This is a genomic window from Gilliamella sp. LMG 34361 (assembly GCF_984569075.1).
The window spans coordinates 2,215,807-2,235,573 of record NZ_OZ474903.1 but is presented as its reverse complement, the minus strand read 5'-3'; the positions used below and the strand labels follow the sequence as shown (position 1 = coordinate 2,235,573).

20 protein-coding genes, 2 pseudogenes and 1 riboswitch are annotated in these 19,767 nt (G+C 35.6%); of the genes and pseudogenes, 14 read left to right on the top strand and 8 right to left on the bottom strand.

The window, feature by feature from the left end; genetic code table 11:
• Positions 1-55 precede the first annotated feature (55 nt).
• From nlpD to AC5LXI_RS10565, 6 genes are all read left to right on the top strand, one after another.
• On the top strand, positions 56-1,066 hold the full coding sequence (gene nlpD / locus AC5LXI_RS10590; protein ID WP_493442286.1) for a murein hydrolase activator NlpD: 1,011 nt from the start codon (positions 56-58) through the stop codon (positions 1,064-1,066).
• A gap of 116 nt (positions 1,067-1,182) precedes the next feature.
• Positions 1,183-1,935: a 2,3-diphosphoglycerate-dependent phosphoglycerate mutase gene (gene gpmA / locus AC5LXI_RS10585; RefSeq protein ID WP_493442285.1), complete on the top strand. Its 753-nt coding sequence runs from the start codon at positions 1,183-1,185 to the stop codon at positions 1,933-1,935.
• Between the two features lie 87 nt (positions 1,936-2,022).
• Positions 2,023-2,601 carry a thymidine kinase gene (locus AC5LXI_RS10580; RefSeq protein ID WP_493442284.1) on the top strand — a complete coding sequence of 193 codons (579 nt, stop codon included), beginning with the start codon at positions 2,023-2,025 and terminating at the stop codon, positions 2,599-2,601.
• Between the two features lie 165 nt (positions 2,602-2,766).
• Positions 2,767-3,975, top strand: coding sequence for an aldose 1-epimerase family protein (locus AC5LXI_RS10575; RefSeq protein ID WP_493442283.1), 1,209 nt, complete (start codon positions 2,767-2,769; stop codon positions 3,973-3,975).
• Positions 3,976-4,133: 158 nt separating this feature from the next.
• Positions 4,134-4,721, top strand: a complete 588-nt coding sequence (locus tag AC5LXI_RS10570; RefSeq protein ID WP_493442282.1) for a UbiX family flavin prenyltransferase — start codon at positions 4,134-4,136, stop codon at positions 4,719-4,721.
• Positions 4,722-4,725: 4 nt separating this feature from the next.
• Positions 4,726-5,166 (top strand): hypothetical protein, encoded by a 441-nt coding sequence (locus AC5LXI_RS10565; RefSeq protein ID WP_493442281.1) that lies wholly within the window; start codon positions 4,726-4,728, stop codon positions 5,164-5,166.
• Positions 5,167-5,237: 71 nt separating this feature from the next.
• Here AC5LXI_RS10565 and AC5LXI_RS10560 read toward each other — a convergent pair whose 3' ends face one another.
• The 3 genes from AC5LXI_RS10560 to pdxS form a co-directional block, all read right to left on the bottom strand.
• Positions 5,238-5,639, bottom strand: a complete 402-nt coding sequence (locus AC5LXI_RS10560) for a GFA family protein (protein ID WP_493442280.1) — start codon at positions 5,637-5,639, stop codon at positions 5,238-5,240.
• Between the two features lie 228 nt (positions 5,640-5,867).
• Positions 5,868-6,449 (bottom strand): pyridoxal 5'-phosphate synthase glutaminase subunit PdxT, encoded by a 582-nt coding sequence (pdxT, locus tag AC5LXI_RS10555; RefSeq protein WP_493442279.1) that lies wholly within the window; start codon positions 6,447-6,449, stop codon positions 5,868-5,870.
• Complete coding sequence (gene pdxS, locus AC5LXI_RS10550) at positions 6,449-7,330, bottom strand: pyridoxal 5'-phosphate synthase lyase subunit PdxS (RefSeq protein ID WP_493442278.1); 882 nt, start codon at positions 7,328-7,330, stop codon at positions 6,449-6,451. Before pdxS ends, pdxT begins: the two co-directional genes overlap by 1 nt.
• A 145-nt stretch (positions 7,331-7,475) precedes the next feature.
• On the opposite strand from pdxS, the gene AC5LXI_RS10545 reads away from it, so the two are divergent.
• Both AC5LXI_RS10545 and AC5LXI_RS10540 read left to right on the top strand, forming a co-directional pair.
• Entirely contained in the window at positions 7,476-8,876 is a 1,401-nt protein-coding gene (locus AC5LXI_RS10545) for an aminotransferase-like domain-containing protein (RefSeq protein WP_493442277.1), read from the top strand.
• Positions 8,877-8,910: 34 nt separating this feature from the next.
• A pseudogene (locus tag AC5LXI_RS10540) lies at positions 8,911-10,110 on the top strand (MFS transporter).
• A gap of 66 nt (positions 10,111-10,176) precedes the next feature.
• Here AC5LXI_RS10540 and AC5LXI_RS10535 read toward each other — a convergent pair.
• Entirely contained in the window at positions 10,177-10,929 is a 753-nt protein-coding gene (locus AC5LXI_RS10535; RefSeq protein ID WP_493442276.1) for an IclR family transcriptional regulator, read from the bottom strand.
• 215 nt (positions 10,930-11,144) lie between these two features.
• Here AC5LXI_RS10535 and AC5LXI_RS10530 point away from each other — a divergent pair, with 215 nt between their 5' ends.
• From AC5LXI_RS10530 to AC5LXI_RS10505, 6 genes and pseudogenes are all read left to right on the top strand, one after another.
• On the top strand, positions 11,145-12,035 hold the full coding sequence (locus AC5LXI_RS10530; RefSeq protein WP_493442275.1) for a dihydrodipicolinate synthase family protein: 891 nt from the start codon (positions 11,145-11,147) through the stop codon (positions 12,033-12,035).
• A 188-nt stretch (positions 12,036-12,223) separates the two neighbouring features.
• The gene (locus AC5LXI_RS10525; protein WP_493442274.1) at positions 12,224-12,367 is read left to right on the top strand and encodes a hypothetical protein; all 144 of its coding nucleotides are present in this window, start codon (positions 12,224-12,226) and stop codon (positions 12,365-12,367) included.
• 251 nt (positions 12,368-12,618) lie between these two features.
• Positions 12,619-12,882: a SemiSWEET family transporter gene (locus AC5LXI_RS10520; protein ID WP_493442273.1), complete on the top strand. Its 264-nt coding sequence runs from the start codon at positions 12,619-12,621 to the stop codon at positions 12,880-12,882.
• A 418-nt stretch (positions 12,883-13,300) separates the two neighbouring features.
• Complete coding sequence (locus tag AC5LXI_RS10515; RefSeq protein ID WP_493442272.1) at positions 13,301-13,528, top strand: hypothetical protein; 228 nt, start codon at positions 13,301-13,303, stop codon at positions 13,526-13,528.
• A 141-nt stretch (positions 13,529-13,669) separates the two neighbouring features.
• Entirely contained in the window at positions 13,670-14,149 is a 480-nt protein-coding gene (locus AC5LXI_RS10510; RefSeq protein ID WP_493442271.1) for a DUF1161 domain-containing protein, read from the top strand.
• A 62-nt stretch (positions 14,150-14,211) separates the two neighbouring features.
• A riboswitch (TPP riboswitch) is annotated at positions 14,212-14,300 on the top strand.
• Between the two features lie 146 nt (positions 14,301-14,446).
• Positions 14,447-14,785 (top strand): annotated as a pseudogene (locus AC5LXI_RS10505) (thiaminase II/PqqC family protein); the annotation flags it as partial.
• Positions 14,786-15,043: 258 nt separating this feature from the next.
• Here AC5LXI_RS10505 and asnA read toward each other — a convergent pair.
• The 4 genes from asnA to allE all read right to left on the bottom strand — a co-directional run bounded on the left by asnA (position 15,044) and on the right by allE (position 19,683).
• Complete coding sequence (asnA, locus tag AC5LXI_RS10500) at positions 15,044-16,036, bottom strand: aspartate--ammonia ligase (protein ID WP_493442270.1); 993 nt, start codon at positions 16,034-16,036, stop codon at positions 15,044-15,046.
• An 847-nt stretch (positions 16,037-16,883) separates the two neighbouring features.
• On the bottom strand, positions 16,884-17,933 hold the full coding sequence (gene allD / locus AC5LXI_RS10495) for an ureidoglycolate dehydrogenase (protein ID WP_493442269.1): 1,050 nt from the start codon (positions 17,931-17,933) through the stop codon (positions 16,884-16,886).
• A gap of 48 nt (positions 17,934-17,981) precedes the next feature.
• Positions 17,982-18,884, bottom strand: coding sequence for a carbamate kinase (locus AC5LXI_RS10490; protein WP_493442268.1), 903 nt, complete (start codon positions 18,882-18,884; stop codon positions 17,982-17,984).
• A gap of 19 nt (positions 18,885-18,903) precedes the next feature.
• The gene (gene allE, locus AC5LXI_RS10485) at positions 18,904-19,683 is read right to left on the bottom strand and encodes a (S)-ureidoglycine aminohydrolase (RefSeq protein ID WP_493442267.1); all 780 of its coding nucleotides are present in this window, start codon (positions 19,681-19,683) and stop codon (positions 18,904-18,906) included.
• Positions 19,684-19,767 lie beyond the last annotated feature (84 nt).

Here is a 19,767-nt window from a genome sequence, read left to right as displayed (position 1 = left end):
TAAAAGCGATAAAATGTTCATATTAAAACTATATAAACAAATGAAAGGTGTTATTGTGAAAAAAACTCTCACATTAAGTTGTTTAAGTCTGATGATTGCTGCGTGTACGCAGACAAATCCAGCTGACATTGAAGATATATCCGATTCATCGAGATCTTCAACCTCATCGGTTTATTCAAAACCGCCTACGAATATTTCTATCGGTAGTCGAGTTTCTTCATCTCCATCAACTTATTCAGCACCTACATCTCACTCTTCTGCAACAACTAATTCTTCAGCTAGTGTTGTAACATCGAATGAGCGTATTGTTTATAATCGTAATTATAATGATATTCCAAAAGGTGGATACCAAGGTGATACTTATACCGTTAAACGAGGTGATACATTATTTTATATTGCTTGGGTTACTGGTAATGATTATCGTGCGTTAGCCGCTAAAAATAACATTCAAGAACCTTATGCTGTTAATGTAGGTCAAGTACTTGATGTCAGTGGCGGTACAACGATTGTTGAAACTAAAAAAACAACATCAACTAATGCACGTACTACTGGTCAATCAACCAATAGTTCAACTAAACCAGTCGTCACAACCGTGACTACCACCACCTTAAATGGCAAAGATAAACCAATTAATACGGTTCAAACCACTGAAACCGTAACTGAAAATAGCCCAACTGTGATACCAACAACCACCTCTAATGTCGCTAATATTACATGGCAGTGGCCAGCACAAGGTAAGATCATCGAAAAATTCTCTAATGCGACTAAAGGAATTGATATTGCAGGCACTTTAGGTACTAAAATTGTTGCAGCAGCCGATGGTCGGGTGGTTTACACTGGTAATGCATTGCCAGGTTATGGTAACTTAATTATTGTGAAACACAATGATGACTATTTAACGGCATATGCGCATAACCAAACTATTTTGGTTAAAGAACAACAAAATGTTCGAGCAGGTGAACAAATTGCGACAATGGGTGCAACTGGAACTTCATCAGTACGACTACATTTTGAAATTCGTTATAAAGCGCAATCAGTTGACCCATTAAAATACTTATCAAATTAATGAGTATTTTGAATACATAAAGACGATTAATATGTTAAAAATGCATAAAGTTAAACATGCATTTTTAATAAAATTCATTTAACCATTTTATTTTACGTAACTAAGGAGTTATATTCATGGCAGTAAAAAAATTAGTTCTTATTCGTCACGGAGAAAGCGTTTGGAATCAGGAAAACCGTTTTTGTGGTTGGACTGATGTTGATTTATCCGATAAAGGTAACAAAGAAGCTGCTGAAGCAGGTAAATTGTTAAAACAAGAAGGTTTTACATTTGACTATGCATATACTTCAGTTTTAAAACGTGCAATACATACATTATGGCACATTCTTGATGAAGTTGATCAAGCATGGTTACCTGTTGAGAAGAACTGGAAATTAAACGAACGCCATTACGGAGCGTTACAAGGCTTAAATAAAGCTGAAACTGCTGCTAAATATGGTGATGATCAAGTTAAGTTGTGGCGTCGTGGCTTCGCTATTACTCCTCCTGCACTTGAAAAATCAGATGAACGTTTCCCTGGGCACGATTCACGTTACAGCAAATTACCTGAATCAGATTTACCATTAACCGAAAGCTTAGCATTGACTATCAAACGTGTACTTCCTTACTGGGAATCAACTATTGCGCCACGTGTTGCAAAAGGTGAACGCGTTATTATTGCAGCTCACGGTAACTCACTTCGTGCTTTGGTTAAACATTTAGATAATATCAGTGATGATGACATTATCGATGTTAACATCCCAACTGGTGTACCATTAGTTTATGAATTTGATGATAACATGAAAGTGGTTAAACATTATTACTTAGGTAATGCAGATGAAATCGCAGCTAAACAAGCAGCGGTTGCAAACCAAGGTAAAGCAAAATAATTTGATTCATCAAAAGGTAAGTTTGACCGCTTACCTTTTATTTTCTCTGTTATCGATAATTAATATTCAACTTTTGAGACGCTGATTTTGTCTAAAATTTACTATATTTATGGCGTAATGAATGCCGGGAAATCCACTGAACTGTTGCAAATCGATCATAACTATTTAAGTAATAATATGCAGACTTTATTACTTAAATCATCAGTCGACACCCGTGACTCTGCAGTTGAGATTGTCTCCCGACTTGGTTTACGTAAAAAAGCATTACAACTTGATGATAATACTGTCGATGGTATTATTGAACAGATTAAACAAAATAACTATGCCTGTATTTTGATTGATGAAAGTCAATTTTTATCATCTAATACCATTTGGAAATTATCAGACGTGTGTGATGAATTTGGCGTTCCAATGATGTTTTTTGGCCTAAAAACAGATTATATGGGACATTTATTTGAAGGTTCAAAAACACTATTAGAAATTGCTGATAATTATCGCGAACTCAAAACGGTTTGCTGGTGCGGTAAAAAAGCCACAATGATTCTTTTAGAAGGCGAAAATGGACAAATAGTTAAATTTGGCAATTCGATACATCTTGGTGATAGCGAATACCACTCAGTTTGTCGAAAACACTGGAAAGTAGGGCAAGTAAGACCTATTTGCTAATTTTTTTACAAAAAGTTTTAATCCCAACATTATTACTATTTTAATTTATATCGAAATTGTGAATTAGCTCGCATTTTTGATATTTTTTTTATTAATTTTTCCTTTTTCATGTCATATTAACTGAACCGATTCAGTTTTGTTCATTTCATCTATAAGGAATAAATTATGAAAGTTAAAATAACATCACTAGCTGTATTAACTTGTTTAGCTTCTATGACGGCCAATGCAAAAGAGTTTGTCTTAACAGATAGCGAAAAAAATATAAAACAGGGAAAATGGTCTATATCAAGCAAAGATTTAGGTATTAAATCAGAAATATTTTCTGTTGAAAACGTTATTCTCAAAGGTGGTAAGCAAGAAGGAACTGAACTACTTACTATTAAGAGTAATAATTTTTCAATCAAATTGAGTCCTACGCGTGGTTTAGGTGTAATATCAGTCGTAGGGGATGGTATACGAATGGGTTGGGACTCACCTGTAAATGAAATAGTTAATCCAAAATTTATAAATTTAGAAAGCCGTTCTGGATTAGGATGGCTTGATGGATTTAATGAAATGATGGTACGTTGTGGATTTGAATGGACAGGACATGCAGTGCAAGCAGATGGTATGATATATACACTTCATGGACGAGCACAAAATACGCCAGTATCGAAATTAATTGTAACTATTGATGATAAAGCACCTTATACGATTAACGTAAAAGGTTTAATCAAAGAAAACACATTTAAAAAGAGTAATTTAGAAACTTGGGTGTCGTTGAGTTATGTACCTGGTACAAAAGAGTTCATTGTACATGATACGATTACGAATAAAGGTGATTATATAAAGGATTATCAGATTATTTATCATAGTAATTATGGTACTCCAATTTTAGAAGAAGGTGCAAAATTTGTGGCACCGGTTAAAGAAATATCGCCATTTAATGATTATGCTCAAGCAGGACTAAAAACTTGGCAAACTTATTTAGGACCAACTAAAAATTTTGATGAAATGGTTTTTAATGTATATCCTTATGCTGATGAAAAAGGAGATACACAAGTCATGGTAACAAATAAAGCAGGTGATAAAGCTGCTGGTATTGCTTTTAATATAAACCAACTTCCTGTACTCTCATTATGGAAAAACACTGACACACTCAAACAAGGATACGTTACGGGTTTAGAGCCTGGTACCAGCTTTGCTTATCCAGTTACCATTGAACGGGCGCAAAAAAGAGTTCGTCAACTTGAGCCAGGTCAAAGTGCTGAGTTTATATTGAAGTATAATTTGTTATCAAGTAAAGATGAAGTTACAAAATATGCAGCAAAAATTAAAGCAATTCAAGGTCAACGAGAAACAAAAATTGTTAACCAACCAATGGCTATAGAATAAGTTATATCAAATAGCACCGCTGGCAACTTGGTTGGCGGTGTGCTTTTCTTCTCTAGTAAATTAAATTTCCCCAGCAAAGATATTATTATCTATAACGTGCTAATCTAAGCTAAAATAGACGCTAAAGTTAGCATTTCGATTTAACAACAGGAATCAATATGGGAAGAATGATAATTGGCATAAGTGGTGCGACAGGCTTTGCTTACGGTATAAAAGCTTTAGAACTCCTAAAACCGATGGACATTCAAACTCACCTCGTTATTTCTAAAGCCGCTAAAATAACGGGGAATTACGAGCATCCTAAATCCCAATTAGCACAATTAGAATCCTTAGCTGATATCGTTTATTCAGTTGATAACATAGGTGCCGCAATCGCCAGTGGGTCATACAAAACGATAGGCATGTTAGTCGCACCTTGCTCAATGAAAACACTAGCTGCAATAGCTCATGGTTTATCCGATAATTTATTAACTCGCGCAGCTGATGTCGTACTTAAAGAGCGCCGCCGCTTAGTTTTAATGACACGAGAAGCGCCATTACATTTAGGCCATATAAAAAATATGGAAACGGTGACATTAATGGGCGGCATTATTTTTCCACCCGTTCCTGCGTTATACCAACACATTGAAAGTGTCGATGATATTATTACCCACAGTGTTGCAAGAGCGCTCGACCTGTTTGATATTGAGGTGCCGAGTCTACCTCGCTGGGGTGAAGATATGCATTTAAATCAAAAGTCTGAATAAAATCATGAAGTCGTCCGATCTTAAAATCACAACATTTATACAACAGCAACATGTCTTAAGTTTAAGCGTGATATTAGCGGAAAATCAACCATGGGTATGTAATGCATTTTATGTATTTGATAAAGAAAATTGGTGTTTATACCTCTTATCAGAATTAAAAACTAAGCATGCACAAGCGATGCTAAAAAATCCAAATGTTGCAGGTACAATTAGCAATAGTCCAAAATCGATCATCAAAATACAGGGCATTCAATTTACAGCTAACGCTGAACTACTTACTGAAAATCAGGCAAGCCATGCCTATGAGCTTTATTATCATGCTTTTCCCTTTGCCAGAGTGATGAAAGCTCCGATTTGGTCTATACGATTACAAGAAATTAAGATGACCAATAATCTAATGGGTTTTGCATATAAAACCTATTGGCAACGAGATGAAGCTTGTTGAGACGATGATGTTTTAGTTTCACTCTGATCATCGTCCGGCTATTTACGATTTGTCCTATAACTGGACTATTATTATTTAGCCGGAATACCTTCTTCATATTCAGGATAACCATCACAAATAGTATCCCAATTTGCTTTTGAACCGGTATAAACATGAATACACTTTTCAGCATTAATCGGTTCATTAATCAAGCCTATGCGCAAACGGTAAGTACTAGCATCATTATCCCGACTAGAAAAAATATGCGAACCACATTTACTACAAAAATGGCGATTAACGCCAGCATGAGAAAACACTTTTATATTTTCTTCACCTTTAATAAAAGTTAAATCTTCCTTATTAACCACTGTTGCCGAATTAAAAGCCGAACTAGTTTGTTTGCGACAACGTGAGCAGTGACAAAAAACGATCGCTTTAATATCACTATTAAGTTGATAGACAATGTCGCCACATAAGCAATTACCCGTCATCATAACGAATTTCCTTCTTTATTTGTCATACTTATCATTTCTTAATGCATTGTACAGATAAATAAAAAAAAAGATATAGATGACTTAATAATTAACATCATTTAGAAAAAGTAAAAAAGTTGAGGAACGGGGTTTTTGCAGGTAAAAAAGCACTAATAATTCTTGTCAATTATTAAATAGTACAACCTTCACCCCATTTTTATCCAATTAAAAATGGGGTGAAGGTTGTAACTAACATTTTTCAACAAAATAGCGCATTATACGATTGTCTGTTGTTAATTCGGGATGGAATGAGCAAACTAAAATATTATTTTGCTCTGCCATCACACAATGATTATCAATAAAAGCGAGTTGTGTTACTTGCTTACCCGTTTTGGTAATATACGGTGCGCGAATAAAGACTGCTGGAATTTGTTGACCGATAGGCGCAACATCAATCTTGGTTTCGAAGCTATCGATTTGCCGACCAAAACCGTTACGTTCGACAGTAATATCTAGTAACCCGAGTTGTTCAACTTCATTATGGCGAGTTGAACTACCGCAAAGTACCAACCCCGCGCAGGTACCAAAGATGCCTTTACCTTGTTTAGCAAATGATTGTATTGGTTCAAATAATCCATTTTGTTTAATTAAACGGCTAATAGCTGTTGATTCTCCACCAGGAATAATTAAGCCATCAAGCTGGCTTAACTGCTCAGGTTGCTTAACTGTCATTGGGCTCACCCCATCAAGGCTCGCGAGCATATTCAAATGCTCAGTTACAGCACCTTGTAAGTTAAGCACACCAATAGTTTTACATGCTTTTGAAGTCATTACCAACCTCGATCTTGCATTCTTTCTGATTCACTTAATTTACTGATTTCAATTCCTCTCATCGCTTCACCTAATCCTTTTGACAGCTCAGCCAATCTTGGATAATCATCAAAATAAGTGGTTGCTTGAACGATCGCTTTGGCAAATTTTTCTGGATTTTGCGATTTAAAAATACCAGAACCGACAAACACACCATCGGCACCAAGTTGCATCATTAATGCTGCATCAGCAGGTGTTGCAACGCCACCAGCCGCAAAATTAACCACAGGTAATTTTCCAAGTTGATTAATTTGTAATACTAACTCATAAGGTGCACCAATTTCTTTAGCAAACGTCATCAGCTCGTCTTTTGATTTGCCAACCACGAGACGAATTTGCTCATTAACACGACGCATATGTCTTACCGCTTCAACAATATTGCCTGTTCCCGGTTCACCTTTGGTGCGTAGCATTGAAGCGCCTTCACCAATTCGGCGTAATGCCTCACCTAAATCACGGCAACCACACACAAAAGGAACAGTAAATTCATCTTTTAATAAGTGATATTGTTCATCAGCTGGGGTGAGTACTTCGCTTTCATCAATGTAATCAACGCCCATTGACTCTAAAATACGCGCCTCAACAATGTGACCAATTCGCGCTTTTGCCATCACTGGTATAGTTACCGCTTTCATCACGTTTTCAATGATAGTTGGATCAGCCATTCTTGCCACGCCACCTGCAGCACGAATATCGGAAGGAACTCGTTCTAGAGCCATTACGGCTACGGCACCTGCTTGTTCAGCGATTTTGGCTTGTTCGGCATTGACGACATCCATTATCACGCCACCTTTTTGCATTTGTGCCATTCCACGTTTTACGGTTTGTGTACCTGTTTTCATTTTTACTCCTGAATTGTTAGCTGTCTAGTTTATGGACTATTATTCAGAATTAAATCACTGCAATAAACAGCCAATTGGACTATAATTGTACCATCCAATTTTAAGCAAAATAATGAGTTTTAAAAGAAATTCAATAAAATAAACAATGTGGCACAGACAAAAATTAATTCCTTTTAACGGAGCACTATTTAAGAAAGTTATCCAATTGATTGAAAACTATATTGAACAAGGAGTATTAATTGCTGGTGAACGATTACCATCGGAGCGCGAGTTAGCCAAAAATCTACAAGTTAACCGCTCAACGATTGTGCATGCGCTGGATATTTTAACCGAACGTGGTGTATTAGTTCGTAAGCAAGGTAGCGGGACATTTATTAATGAGCAAAAATGGGGAGTTCAAGCTTACTCCACCATTAACTGGCGATTGCCATCTCACTTTTATCAGCATCGCAAAAATGTCTATCAACAAAAAGTCGCTCAGGTTCGTCAGCAAATGGCATATATTTGTGATTTGGCTAATGGTGATTTGCCAACTAATATGATCCCCAAATTGATATTACCCCATATTACTTCGCATGAAATGATTGTTTATGAAAAACAGAGTGACACTTTGCAATTGGGATTACCTTCTCTCAAACTGCAAATCGCCAACTATATGGCAACGCAACTTGGTATGACGGTTGATACCGATCAAATCTTAATAACCTCGGGCACGCAACAATCACTATTTTTGATTACTCAAGGATTATTAAAACCTGGCGATGCAATAGGTATTGAGTTACCTTCTTATTTTTATTCATTACCACTTTTCCAAGCGGCAGGCGTTAGGCTTTATGGCATTGAATGTGATAATGAAGGGATAACCTTAGAGAGCTTACAAAAAGTAGCGTTAGAGCGGCAAATCAGATGGTTATTTATAAATCCGATATTCCAAAACCCAACAGGTTGTGTGATGAGTAACCATCGAAAAAAACAGATATTGGCATTTTGTCAAAAACAGTGTATTGGTATTGTTGAGGATGATGCTTATAGTGGATTAGCCTTTGATGAAAAGACCAATATTACACCAATAAAAAAATTCGATACCAGTAATCAAGTTGTCTATTTAGGATCATTATCCAAATATATCGGTCGTAATATACGTGTAGGGTGGATGATTGCTCCGTGCGAAATTATCGAAAAACTGGCCAATATACGTCAACATATTGACTCAGGATTAAGTATATTACCGCAACTTTTAGCCGAAGAGTATTTAACAAATCATTACCAAACCCACCAAAAGTGGTTACGTCTACAATTAGAGCACAAAGCCACTCAGTTAATGGATTGGCTTAATAATTATTTTAAAGGAGACATCACTTACCAAATACCTACCGGCGGTTTTCATTTATATGCTCATTTACCTGTTAGTAGTGCCGCACAAGAGTTGGCGATTTTAAATCAATTATTATCCAAACACACTATTGTATCACAAGGCATAGAGTTCGGTGATAATGTTGGTTCAATCCGATTAAGCTATGGACATTTTAAAAAAAATCTGTTTTGACCACGCTTACCAAGATTTTATTGGTTAATTTATTATGGAAAGTTCAAAAACCGCACTATTATCTACAAACAAATTATTGCTTATTGCTGGTACAGGCTGGCTTTTTGATGCAATGGACGTTGGATTATTATCCTTCATATTAGCTGCTTTAAAACAAGATTGGGGTCTCACACCCGCACAACTTGGTTGGATCGGTAGTGTTAACTCAATTGGTATGGCTGTTGGTGCCTTTTTATTTGGTATTTATGCCGATAAAAAAGGGCATAAATCTGCTTTTTTATTCACTTTATTAATGTTCAGTATTGCCAGCGGTTTAAGGGCTTTTGCTTGGGGACTAGGTAGCTTACTGATTTTAATATTCTTCATTGGTATGGGCTTAGGTGGTGAACTGCCAGTGGCATCAATACTTGTGAGTGAAAGTGTTGAACCTCAGGTGCGTGGGCTCGTTGTGGTATTACTTGAGAACTTTTGGGCCGTAGGTTGGATTTTAGCAGCCTTAATCGCATACTTTTTAATTCCTCTACCAGCAGTCGGTTGGCGAGGCGCAATGATCTTATGTGCAATACCGGCATTTTATGCCCTTTACCTACGCTTCAACTTACCTGATTCACATTCATATCAAGATTATAATGCTCAAAAAGAACCCATCATCAAAAAACTACAATCGCTACTATCGAGCTCATTTTGTCGTCAGACGATAATGTTATGGATTGTTTGGTTTTGTGTGGTGTTTTCATATTATGGCATGTTCTTATGGTTACCAAGCGTGATGATGCATAAAGGCTTTGATATGGTAAAAAGTTTTGGCTACATTTTCATGATGACTCTAGCGCAATTACCAGGTTATTTTACCGTTGCTTGGTTGATCGAACGAGTAGGGCGAAAATGGGTATTAATAGCGTATTTATTCGGAACCTTGATCAGTGCGTATTTATTTTGTATTGCTGACTCAATAAACCTAGTGGCGCATTACTATCATTTTTCAACCTAGGTGCTTGGGGAGCATGCCTACACGCCAGAACAATATACCACTAATATTCGTGCAACTGGTGCTGGCATGGCTGCCTCAATAGGCCGAATTGGCGGCATATTAGGCCCATTAATGGTTGGGTTTTTAATGGCTAATCAAATTAGTGTTAGCATGATATTTGGTTTATTTAGCTTATCAATTTTGGTAGCTATCTTAGCAATACTATTTCTTGGTAAAGAGACCAAACAAACTAGCCTTTCATAACTTAACAAAAACCTTTTTCAACTATAATTGCTAGATATGGTCGTTGAAAAAGGTCTTATATGATAACTAGCCAATTATTTTCTTAGTTAACATGTTTGCTGCGATCAACAAATATTCTGTAAATTCAGCAATTCGTTCTTGCGGCATTTGAAATCTTATTCCTGAGGTACTCATTGCGGCGATAACATTACCATGCTTATCAAAAATCGGAGCGGCTAAGCAAGTTACCTCATCAAAGTCTTCGCCATCATCAAATGCCCAACCTTGCTTTCTTACGAATTGCAATGCCTTTTTATAATCAGTTTTAGTTGCTATGGTATTTTTAGTTTTAATTGGCAACTGTTCACTAGGAAACAGATCATCAATACGTTGTTCCGGTAACCAAGCTAACAGTACCTTACCTAATGCCGAACTATGTAAAGATAATCGACGACCTAACCAACTTTTAATTTGTATCGCATTATCGCTCTCAATTTTAGCTAAATAGATTGCAGCATCACCATCCAAAATACCTAAATGACAAGCCAACTGTGTTTTATCCCGCAAAAAAGAGAGTGGTTCAAGAGCTAAATCCTTAATATTAAATTGCTCAATTGCTTTATTACCAAATTCATACAGATTAAGCCCTAAAAAATACTTATTTCCTTTTTGTCGTAATAAACCATTAGTCACCATACTTTTCAAGATCAATGACGAAGAACTTTGCGGTAAACAAAGGCCTTGATAAATTTGCGTATATGTCACCCCACCATTATGAGCAATAAATTTCAAAATTAGCGTGGCTTTATCAATGGCTGGCGTTTGCGATATTTTATTCATACATTTTACACCAATATATTGAATTTAAATTAGTCTAAATCTATCTATTATTTTTTACAATCACCTATTTTATTCATTTTAGATTTAATTCGGTGATCTTGATCACATTAACTAAAAAATATGGTTGAGTAATTTTCTAATTGATTAAATAGTAACGCTGTTGTAATTGGATTTATTATATTTCAATATATTGGTGTAAAAATAAGGATGCCACTATGAAAAAATCACTTAAGTTTTCGGGAGCAATTTGCCCGGCTATCACACCATTTAATAACAAAAATAAAATTGACTTTGCTGCTATGGAAAAACACTACCAAATGTTAACTGATGCAAAAATCAATGGTATTTTGGTTATGGGCACAATTGGTGAGTTTGCGACATTAAGCATCAACGAACGATTAGCTATTATCAAACACGCTCATCAGTTCACACATTTACCGTTAATTGTCAATGTTTCTACCACCGTAGTTGATGACATGATCCGTTTAGCGGATGCTGCATATGATGCAGGATATCCAGCGGTAATGGCATTACCACACTACTATTTGGCACAGACAGCTAATCAATTATATGAATATTACAAATACCTAAATTCTAGATTTCTTGGTGATTGGTTTATTTACAATTTTCCTGCTCGTACTGGCTGTGATGTTGATGCAAAACTTGTTTCAAAACTGATGGTGAATTGTCCAAGATTTATTGGTATTAAAGATACAATTGATTGTGCTTCTCACACTCGTTCCATTGTGCTTGCTTCTCAAGCAATCCGTAACGATTTTTCGGTATTTGCTGGTTTTGATGAATATTTCATTCCGAATTTACTTAATGGTGGTGCGGGTGTTCTATCTGGTTTAAATAACGTCGTGCCCGAACTATTTGCATGTATAGTAAAAGCGTTTAAAGAAAACGATTTCAAACAGCTCCAACTATTACAAAAAGAAATAAGCCGTTTATCAAATATCTATAACATTGGTGATGATTTTGTGACAACAATAAAAGCAGCAGTCGCCGAGAAATACGGTTATTTAGATGCCAAATCAAGGAATTTTGGCAGTGATTTAGATTCTAAGCAGATAAAAAGTGTAAAACAATTATTCAAATTATAAAAAATAAAGCTGGTGGTATGAAAATAAAACCATGCATTAAAAAATTTCGGGATGTAATGATGTGAATAATGTTAATTATAAAAGGACGTTTATACACCTTTTCACTAGGAACGGGAAAATATTTTGGATCTTTTACAAATGGACTCATCACAGGTTTAGTACCAATATTAACCGTTTAGTAAATTTGCATGGATGCGTCAATTAAAGTAAACGCTCTTGCACTAAGAAAATCGGGTATATTTGTTGCCATTCTACTACCTGTAGCTAAAGAGGTGCTATCATTTGCGTCAGCAGCTTCAATCGCTAAAATCTTAGTTATGGTCTCAAAATAGCCGCAAAGTTGTAACAATAATCATTTTACTTTATTACAAGTATATTGCTTGCAAAATTAGATGAAATCACTAATTAAACAGTCAACAGCAAATAATGCTGTTGTTTTATTTGTCAAAAGTAAATTGAACTAAAATATTTTATCATTTTATTTACAAAAAATTATCTGGAGCCAAGATATAACAAGGTTTAACTCGTTTGTGATATATGTTAGATTATTCGCTTCATTCATATTTAAGCAGGTAGGTTGATTTTGAATCTTTCGCCAAAGGCTTTTCACTATTTGGGTGTTATTGCAACTATTGCATCATTAGGTATGTACGTGTCTTATATCCCACAAATTATCGATAATCTTCATGGACTCAAAACCAATCCAACTCAACCTTTAGCGGCCGCAATCAACTGCTCTTTATGGGTCTGTTATGGTTTATTACAACAAAAAAAGGATTGGCCAATTGCGATAGCTAACTCTCCAGGCGTATTATTTGGTTTAATCGCTTTCTTCACTGCTTTATAAGTTTTTTCTTGTTTTCGATTCTTTGTGTTATTTATGCAGCATATTGCAAATGTTATGCTGCTTTTTTTATCTTTTATTATTTAATCAAATATTATCAAATGGACTTGATTACTTTAGCTAATATAAGAGTAAAATTTTGGTGGTTAAAATTTAACCATGATATTAAAACATTAATAATCATATCGTTATTTAGTTATCAACAGGTTTGTTAAATACTTATCAAATAATAAAGTGAATAATTTAAACTTCAGTAATTATATTAATCGCTAACTTATCGGTTTTTTGTCTGGTTCAACCATTGTTATCTAATAGCGATTAGATTATAGTTAAAGTCGGTCTACTTTTTGGTCTGGATTTATCTTTGAAATTACAAATGATGGCATTAATTAGATAAGCTCAATAAAATAAGGAAATCAAAATGGCTGACATTAATCTTTCTGATGAATTGATAAAAGATTTTATCTATTCTATGTACCGTAAAGAGGTATTATTAAATTTAAAAGGTGTGGTTTTGACAGAAGAAGATCGCAAACATCTCCACGAAAAAAGAGATTTTGTTAATCGATTATCTGAAGCAGAATTGTCCGATATTCGGTCATGGGTTTTAGATAAATTAAAATCAATTGAACAACAAGATCGTAATTAAGGTAAAATTCAACTAATTGTTATTAAGCGAACTTTTTTAAATCTATTGATAACATATATTTATGCGTTGCTTAAAACGATATAGACAGTTTAATTAATCATTCTATAATGCATTAATCTTAAATGACATTAAGGAAAGAGTATGAAAAAGTTAGCGTTAGTTTTATTGTTGGGCCTTCCTGTGGTTGCATCTGCATCAAATTGTGATGAAATCAGGGCAAATATCGCCGAAAAAATCAAAAATAACGGTGTTAATGAAGACAGTTTCCAATTAAAACTAGTTCCATCAGACCAAAATGAACAGAACCTAGAAGGTAAAATTGTTGGATCATGTGATCGCGGTCAACAAAACATTGTCTATATTCGGGCCCGACATAGTTCCAATGAAGTAACTAAAGAGGAACCAAAAACACCGGCCGAGTCATCAATCGCGCCAAACTCTACAACGCCAAAAGATAGTAATGAACCCAATTTAAGTAACGTTCCGGCTTCGAGTCAAGCTCCTGCTTCAGATTCAGCCCCAGCTCCAGTCTCAACTCAAACTGAGAGTGAAAAAGTTCAAACTTCTGCACCATCATCTACAGAAAATCAGGAGTCAAAAATTGAACAAAAAACTGAATAGTTAATAATTAAAAAGAAGGATTAAATAATAAGTTCCTTCTTATCTATTTCATCTATTAAATAATTGTTAAACTGGTGTGCCCTAGGCTGAGATTAAACCCGTTGAACCTGATTCAGTTAACACCGACGAAGGAAGTTTACAACACATTTTTTCTGCAAGTCTGTTACTCCTTGATATTAATTTGTTTAGAAGGGAGTCCATATACTATCGTTTAACGCACTTATTAAATCTTGTAAGAGTGATTGCTATATTCAGCATGATTTTATTTAACAATTAGGAGAGTGAACATTAGATTTAGCTTGCTTCCAACACTATCTAAAACAAGATTATCTTTTTTTAATTAACTTTTCTTGAGCTTGGGGGCTTTCTGTATATCAAAGTCATGATCTGATTCAAATACGACAATCATTAAAGAGTTTAAAGACCATTGTCGAAATTGAACTTGATTTACATATTGAATATTGCAAAAAATGGCAAATTACTGAACATGAATTGAGTACATTAAAAGAAGCCAAAGCTAATAGGGAATATATAAGATACGTGATTGATGATGGATTAAAAGGTGATTTATTAGATTTACATATTGTCTTAGTGCCTTGTTTAATTGGTTATGGTATGAGCGCCAATTGGTTTTAGCATTGGTTTGATGCCGAAAATACCTCTTATCACACTTGGATCAATATGTATGCTAGTAAAAAATTTCAACAAGCAATGCAAACTGAAATTGCATGGATTAATGAACGCTTATTAAGTATAGATACCAGCCGATTTGAACAATTAGCTCAAATATTTAAATAAGCAACTCAACTTGTGGCTGGTTTTTGGCAAATGGGATTAGATAAAAGTTACTAAAAGCATACTTTACCGGTTGAAGTAAAGTATGCTGTATATGAATTACAAAAGTTGTTGATAATTTTGTTTAGTTGTATCATCCCAAACACTAGCTTGGACTTGGCCAATATGCTGTTGTTGTAAAAGCAGCATTATCAATCGAGATTGCCCAATTCCCCCTCCAATTGTCTGCAAAAAATCACCATTGGCTAACGCTTTGTGCCAAGCATATTGTAAGCGATCTTCATTATTGGTTAATTTTAATTGGCGTTTTAACGTTTCTGGATCGACACGAATACCCATTGATGAGATTTCAAAACCACTATTTAACACTGGATTCCATACTAAAATATCACCATTTAAACCTTTCGAACCCATTTCATTATCGCTGCTCCAATCATCATAATCCGGAGCACGCACATCATGTTTTTCATTATTTGATAATTCACCACCAATACCAATTAAAAATACGGCGCCTAATTCCTTCGTAATTGCATTTTCCCGCTCTTTTGGTGATAAATGTGGATAACGTTTTAACAACTGCTCACTATCCATAAAAGTGATTGTTTCAGGTAAAAAACAAGAAAGATGATATTTTTCTGAAACTGCTTTTTCGGTTATTTTGATCGCGCTATAAATCTTCTCAACAGTTTGCTTTAAATAAGCTAAATTGCGATCTTCAGGACTGATTACTTTTTCCCAATCCCATTGATCGACATAAACAGAGTGAATAGGAGAGAGTTTATCTTCATCAGGGCGTAGTGCCTTCATATTGGTATAAATACCTTCACCAATCGGAAAATTATGTTGGCTCAAGATTTTGCGTTTCCATTTTGCTAATGAATGCACCACTTCAAATTTTGCATTAGCAATACTCTTAATATTAACTTGAACGGCCTTTTCAGTGCCAGATAAATTATCTTGAACGCCATCGCCAATTTGACTTAAAAGTGGTGCTTGAACCTCAATCAGTGATAGGTTATTGGCTAATTTATCAGCAAAAAATTGTTTAACAAAATTGATCCTTTGTTGTTGTTCTTTAAATGATATCGTCATTTTACATCTCAAAAAGTGAATTGGTTAGTGACGATAAATTAAACTAGAAAATAGAAATATGCAAGTTTAGCTAACAGAACTAAATCAAAGGAGAAAAATTATTCTTATCACTTTCAAAAAAACGATAGGTATTTAAAATATTTTTTAAATTTTGATTTTGCCATTTAACTAAAAGAAAACGATTAAGAATGGTAAAAAATATATTATTTATTACAAGATGTAGTTTGTTTTTAAATTAACCTTTCTTAATGTTAATTTCTTTAATCTTTTCAGTTGGATATCGAACTAATTTATCACTCAAATTAACCATACTTGTTAAGCTGATGATAATTATTTCATTGGGATGAAAGTAAACGAGAAAATGTTTCAATTTTAAAGCCTCAAGGCAATCAAATAACGAAAAACTATCTTGATTTTATTCAATCATAACATAGAGAATTGATGAACTATCAAACATTTTGAGGAGAGATGTTTATTAAAGCAAAAAAGTTGAGGAACGGGGTTTTTGAATTTAAATTTCATTTATTGTTAACTTTCTCTTGACCCAAAAAACCATTAAAAATCAGTATACTAAAAAACCACTTAAAAAAGTGTTTTTAAAACAAAAATTGCGCTTTGCCTTTTTTCAAATAATGTTTATAGTATGTATTGCGTAGTTCCCTGCCGTATAGGCAGTTGAGAAATTGCAAAAAGCTCAATATGTGCTTTATCTCCAGTTCACTGCCGTGTAGGCAGTTAAGAAATAGTCGGAGGTTTTCCCATTCTTCACTGTTTTACTCGCTGCCGAGCAGGCAGAGCTCCTCGTCCCTCAAAAAAATAGAGGGATGGGGTTTTTGTCATTCCAAGTCTATTGCGCAAACTTATTTTTATGATCATAACGATTATAATGAATATCGTCACTAATTAAATAATTATAAATATCATCAACAATCTCTATGCCATTTTTTAAATAATCGGCTTCGCGTTTTTTGCTTCTTTCGCCGGGAAAAAAGACTTCACTAACGCCTTTGGCTGGTTTAGCTTGTTTTAGTTGGTCTAGCATAGCGGACATAGTTTGTTTAAAAATATCTAGGCCGATAAAATATTTTGGATTGATCACAATATGCAGATGACCAAGGTTTCGGCCTTTAGAAAGGTCGGCATACATTGATGAGACGTTTTTGCCAAATGGCAAGCCAAGTAGGATGCCAGAAAGCACATCTACCATCATCATTAAACCATAACCTTTAGCATCAGCGATTGGTAATAGGGCATTTACTTTGTAGGGATCGGTTGTGGGTTCACCATGTTCATCAACCGCCCAGGTTGGTGGGATTGCAGCGCCTTTAGATCTTGCGTATAAGACTTTTCCCCATGCTTGAACTGTGGTTGCCATGTCGAACGAAACAACACGCTCATCGTTAGTCGGTGCAGCAAAAGCGATAGGATTGGTACCAAAAAACTCTTCGGCGCCGCCATAGGGGACAGCCATTGGGTCGGACTGGCACATGGATATGGCGACTAAGTTTTGTTTAGCAGCCATTTCGGTAAAGTAGCAAAGCGAGCCACTATGTGACATTCGACGAATTCCTACTACGGCAACGCCATTTTTTTGAGCCATTTCTATCGCTTTGTCCATACCAACTTTAGCGGCAACTAAACCGCAACCATTATCAAAATCTAATATTGCTGACGATGGACCAGTCTGTTTATAGTTGACATTAGGATAGGCAGTCATGCCTCCTTTGGCAATGCGCTCAGCGTAGTATTCAACTCGCACTGCACCATGTGAGTGAATGCCTCGTGCATCGGCAAATGCTAGCGTGTCAGCGGCGATATCCGCATGCTCTTGAGTTAATCCCGCTTTATGTAACTTTTTGGCAATTAAGTTGTGTAGTGTTTGTCTGTCTAGTCTCATATTAAAACTCCTCGCCACGCTATCGGTTATGGCTATTTAGATTTTGCGCTATTGTGTGATGATGGTGCCTTTGGTTTGTGCTAATAGCGATTCAATATCGGTTAAGTTGCCGATATAAGCGGTGTTACCGGTTTGCTGAACAAATTCAATGACTGATTTTATTTTAGGCCCCATAGCGCCGTCATCAATTGCCATTGGTTGTATTTGTTTGGTATCGACTTTGCCTAAAGCAGTTTGCTGTGGTGTCCCCCAGTTTTCATATACGGCGTCAGTATCTGTTAAGATCATTAAATGGTCGGCTTTTAGTTCAATGGCGAGTTGTGCGGCGCTATGATCTTTGTCAATCACTGCCTCAATACCTTTGTAACCCGATTTATCTTTAATTACTGGAATGCCTCCGCCACCATTGCAGATAACGATAGTATCTTGGTTGACAAGTTCTTTAATGGTATCAAGCTCAATAATTTTTTGTGGTTTTGGGGATGCAACAACTCGACGCAGGTATTTGCCATCTTGCTTAAATTGCCAGCCATATTGAGCTTGGAGCTTTTGTTGTTCTTCTAATTGATATACTGGCCCTATATATTTGGTAGGATCTTTAAATGAGGGGTCGTTACTGTCCACCTCGACTTGCGTTAATACACAGGCAACTTGGTTGACATTGTCATGTTGCTGTAAGCTTCGCTGGATCATATAGCCTAACATGCCTTGTGTTTGCGCAACAAGTACATCAAGAGGGTAAGCGGGCACATTTGGATAACTAGCATTTTGTAGGGCAAGTAGTCCCACTTGCGGTCCGTTGCCGTGCACAATGACAATTCGATATTTATTAGTTAGTTTTGCAATAAATTTAGTGGTGCTGTTGATATTTTGATATTGGTTATTAATAGAGAGTAATTCATTTCGTTTCGAAATCGCATTACCACCTAATGCTATAACTATGAGTTCCATACGGTGTCCTTTATCATGTTTAGAGTTCTACATCACGATGGCAATCTTTGGAGTAGATGTAACTTAATGGCTGCTGGCCAACAGCGTAACAAGCTTGTAAAGCATAGGCACCCATAAAAATGTAGTCATCCTTTTTGACCGGTATCCATTGATTATCAAGCAGGTACATACCTTCACCGCTCAGCAAATAAGCGCCATGTTCTTGCACATGGGTTTCGATATAGCCATGACTTGCGCCTGGTAGAAAAGTAAGAATATGGAAATTCATATCAAACCCGAGCTCTTTAGGCAGTAAGTCTTGGATAAATACGTTATCCATATTTTCATAATTTACCGGCTCAAGATGTTGAATATGATTGGCAATCAGACGGGTTTGATATCCTGAAATAGGGTTATAGCGGCGTTTGTATAAAAATAAACGCGATGAAGCCGTCAAATTTTGTAAAAAGAGTTTGACGCCTGCGGGGCAATAGATATAGCCACCAGTTGGTAGATGGTATGTTTGCTCATTAGCTTTAGCACTAACTTCACCTTCAATTACATAAGCGAATACTTCAATGCCATCATCACCAAATCCTTGCAAGTTTTGACCGCCTTGATACATGGTGAGAAGATAATCGACAAAAGAAGCCCCAAGTTTAGGTGTTGCTAAAATGGTAATGTCACAGTTTTCAAAACCGGGAATTATATTTTTAACTAAACCATCTGGAGGAATTAAAGCGAAGTTTTGACGTTTGATAACTGCGCGGGATGCTAACAGGTCTTTTGGGTAACCGATGTTATTATTGATATATCCCATAATGATCTCCTTGGAACATATGCTAAAGATTTTAGGTAAAATATGCCATTAAAATACTAATTTCAGTCAACTAGTTATCGCATT